Below are 3,837 nucleotides of genomic sequence, written 5' to 3'. Positions count from 1 at the left end.
GCTCAGCCGCGCGCAACGCCCGGCCCAGCGCCCGCAGCGCGCCCGGGTCGGCCCCGCCCAGCGGGCTGGTCAGCAGGGTGTGGGCCGCCTGCGCGGTCAGCTCGCCCGGCGGGCTGTCGACGCAGCGCAGGGCGAGCAGCAGCGGGGCGACCGTGCCGTCGCGGGCCGGTGGCAGCTCGTCGCCGGCCACCTCGACCGGCACCCCGCCGGCGACGAGCATCCGGCGCAGCGGCAGCATCGACCGGGTCGCGCTGCGGACCAGGACCGCCATCCGCTCCCACGGGGTGCCGTTCTCCAGATGTTCCCGGCGCAGCAGGTCCGCGATGCCCTCGGCCTGGGCGCCGGCGGTCGTGTATGTGCGTGCCTCCACCCGTTCGGCGACGGGCGGGCCGGCGGCGACCAGCTCCCGGTGGGCGCGCAGATGCTCGGCGGGCAGGCCGGTGGCGGGGATGCGCCGGGCGGCCTCCCGGCTGACCGCGAGCGCGAGCGGGCCCAGCCGCCGGCAGCGCCGCAGGGTGACGACATCGGCCGCACGCCCGTCGGCACGGGGGAAACGAGCCGGGAACTCCAGCAGGCCGCGGACCTCCGCCCCCCGGAAGCCGTAGATCGACTGGTCCGGGTCGCCGACGACGACGAGGTCGGCGCCGCCGCCGGCGACAGCGCGCAGCAGCCGTTCCTGCGCCGGATCGGTGTCCTGGTACTCGTCGACGAACACGGCCTGGTAGCGGCGACGCAGCTCGGGCCCGACATCGTCGCTTTCGGCGACAAGGGCCGCCCGCTGCACCAGCTCGGGGTAGTCGATGGCCCCCACGTGGTCGAGGGCGTCGAGGTAGTCGGCGTAGAAGGTCGCCATCGCCGCCCAGTCCGCCCGGCCGGTGCCGTGGGCCAGCCGGGCCAGCGCGTCCGGGTCGAGACCGACCTCCCGGGCGCGGGCGAGCATCGCGCGGACCTCCTCGGCGAACCCGCGGGTGGTCAGACAGCCCGCCAGGGCCGCCGGCCACCGGGGGCGGCCGATCTCCCGCGTGCCGGCGAGCAGGTCGCGCAGCTGGGCGTCCTGCTCGGGGCCGGACAGCAGCCGCGGCGGGACGCCGAGCGGGTCGGGCCGGTACAGCCGCAGCAGCGCGTAGCACCAGGCGTGGAACGTCCAGGCAAGCGGGACGCCGACCGCGGCCCCCAGCCGCCAGGTGATGCGCTCCCGCAGCTCCCGCGCGGCGCGCCGGCTGAAGGTGAGCACGAGGATCGCCGCCGGGTCGAGCCCGTCGCGCACCCGCCGGGCCACCGCCTCGACGATCGTGGTCGTCTTGCCGGTGCCGGGCCCGGCGAGGACGAGCAGCGGTCCCCCGGCATGATCGACCACCCGGCGCTGGTCGGCGTCGAGGGCGGGCGGGGGCACCTGCGGCGTCGGGGTCCGTACGAGCCGGTAGGCGGCCGGGCCGCCGGCCCCGCCGGTTTCGGCGGCGCCGCCAGCCGCGCCGGCCCCGGTGGTGCCGACGGCGTCCCGATGAACTGTCACGGAGTAGAGCACACCACGTCCCACCGACAAACCCGGATAGGCCGGCACCAGAACGCCCGTTCCGCCACCGGGACCGGACGAACCCGCCGGTACGGCCAGGAGGTGTCCGACGGACGTCCGACCGCGCGGGCGGCGCTCAGCCGGCCACCCGCCGCGTCGTCGCCCATGGCTTCGCGCCACGAGCTTCTCCTGCGCCGTCCCGGCGACGAGGCCGGGCAGGCACGAGGCCGGGCAGGCGGAAACGAGCAGATGGAGCAGATGGAAAGGAAAATAGGGGGAGCGGACAGCAGGAGACAGGTGACAAGAGGCCGTCAGCCGCGCCGCCGGCAGGGGTGCGCGGCCGGCGGGGGCGTGCCGTCAGCCGGTTGGTCGGCCGTCCCAGCGGGCCACGGCCAGGTCCACCCGCTCCCCGCCGGGACGCAGCGCGGTGCCGTCGGCGACGAGCCGCCGCAGCGCCTCGACCGGGGCAGTCGGGTTCGGCTCGCCGGTGGAGCGGATCACCCGGTGCCAGGGCACGTCGTCGTCATGCCCGTGCCGGCTGAGCACCGCGCCGACCGTCCGGCCGGTGCCTGCGCCCACGTACTCGGCGACGTCACCGTAGGTCATCACCTTGCCGCGAGGGATCCGGGTGACCGCCTCGAGGACGGTCATCGCGTACGGGCTCGGCCGGCCACCGACACTGATCCGGGTGGCCAGCCCCGCGGACACGCTCAGCGGCGGCTCATGTCGCCGCCCGGCCCGGCGGGCATCCACTGGCATCCGACCTCCTCCGACACGACCCGGAGCAACAGTCGTACAACCATACGTATCCACATGATCGCATGCACAGCCACCCGGCCGGTACCCTACGTCAACGAGCACCGGCCAGCAAAGAAGACCGCCGCGAGTTTGCCGTCCGGTACGCATCCGGGGCCGAAAAACGTACACGACGACAAACTCGCGCAGCTCATGCCGCGCCCGGGTAGTCGTGAACCCGTGCCACGACCACCCGGAGGCGGTTCAGCAGACGGGCGGATCAGCAGACGGGCGGATCAGTAGACGGGCAGCGACTTGTCGACCTGGTTCGCCCAGGCGGTCACCCCGCCCTGGACGTGCACCGCCGAGGAGAAGCCCGCCCCCTTCAGCGTCGCCAGCGCCTCGGCCGAGCGCACCCCGCTCTTGCAGTAGACGACGACCCGGCGGTCCTGCGGCAGCTCGGACAGGTGCGCCGGCAGCTCGCCCTTGGGGATCAGGCGCGCCCCCGGGATGCGCACGATCTCCCACTCCGCCGGTTCCCGCACGTCGACCAGTTCGATCGGCTCGCCCCGGTCGAGCCACTCCTTGAGCTCGGTGGCCAGGATCGTCGAGCCGGCGGCGGCCCGCTCGGCCTCGTCCGAGACAATCCCGCAGAACGCGTCGTAGTCGATCAGCTCGGTGATGGTCGGGTTCTTGCCGCACAGCCGGCACTCCGGGTCCTTGCGGACCCTGATGGTGCGGTAGCTCAGCTCCAGGGCGTCGTAGACCGTCAGCCGCCCGACCAGCGGCTCGCCGATCCCGGTCAGGAGCTTGATCGCTTCGGTGGCCTGGATCGACCCGATCGACGCGCACAGCACGCCGAGCACGCCGCCCTCGGCGCAGGAGGGCACCATGCCGGGCGGGGGCGGCTCCGGGTAGAGGCAGCGGTAGCACGGGCCGTGCTCGGCCCAGAACACGCTCGCCTGCCCGTCGAACCGGTAGATCGACCCCCACACGTACGGCTTGCCGAGCAGCACGCTGGCGTCGTTGACCAGGTAGCGGGTGGCGAAGTTGTCCGTCCCGTCCACGATCAGGTCGTACTGGCTGAAGATCTCCGTGACGTTCGAGGTGTCCAGCCGGGTCTCGTGCAGGACGACCTTGACGTATGGGTTGGTCTCGCGGATGGCGTCCCGGGCCGACTGCGCCTTGGACCGCCCCACGTCGGACTGCCCGTGGATGATCTGACGCTGCAGGTTGGACTCGTCCACGGTGTCGAACTCGACGATGCCGAGCGTGCCCACCCCGGCGGCGGCCAGGTACAGCAGGGTCGGCGAGCCGAGCCCGCCGGCGCCGACGGCGAGCACCTTCGCGTTCTTCAGCCGCTTCTGGCCGTCCATGGCGACATCCGGAATGATCAGGTGTCGGGAGTAGCGGCGGACCTCGTCGATGGTCAGGTCGGCCGCTGGCTCGACCAGAGGCGGCAGTGACACGATCTCTCCTCGCGGTTACAGCGCTGGCATCCGTACGTCCGGCTACCCTGTCATCCCCATCCTCGCAGGGACGCCATGCCATCATCGGCGATCCACCGACAGAGGCCACCGACAGAGGCC

The 3,837-nt window shown here is 73.5% G+C and carries 3 protein-coding genes; all 3 read right to left on the bottom strand.

Features of this window, described 5'->3' with window-relative positions; translation table 11 throughout:
• Positions 1-1,525, bottom strand: a 1,525-nt coding sequence (locus NBW84_RS22850) for an ATP-dependent helicase (protein WP_250287300.1), incomplete at its 3' end; no start/stop codon positions are given.
• A 345-nt stretch (positions 1,526-1,870) separates the two neighbouring features.
• Positions 1,871-2,272, bottom strand: coding sequence for an MGMT family protein (locus NBW84_RS22845; protein ID WP_250287299.1), 402 nt, complete (start codon positions 2,270-2,272; stop codon positions 1,871-1,873).
• Between the two features lie 272 nt (positions 2,273-2,544).
• Positions 2,545-3,717 (bottom strand): adenylyltransferase/sulfurtransferase MoeZ, encoded by a 1,173-nt coding sequence (gene moeZ, locus NBW84_RS22840; protein ID WP_250287297.1) that lies wholly within the window; start codon positions 3,715-3,717, stop codon positions 2,545-2,547.
• Positions 3,718-3,837 lie beyond the last annotated feature (120 nt).

Source organism: Protofrankia sp. CiP1_Cm_nod2, from assembly GCF_920664355.1.
GTDB lineage: Bacteria > Actinomycetota > Actinomycetes > Frankiales > Frankiaceae > Protofrankia.
Note: the sequence above shows the minus strand (reverse complement) of the source record. Positions and strands in the feature narration are given on the sequence as shown.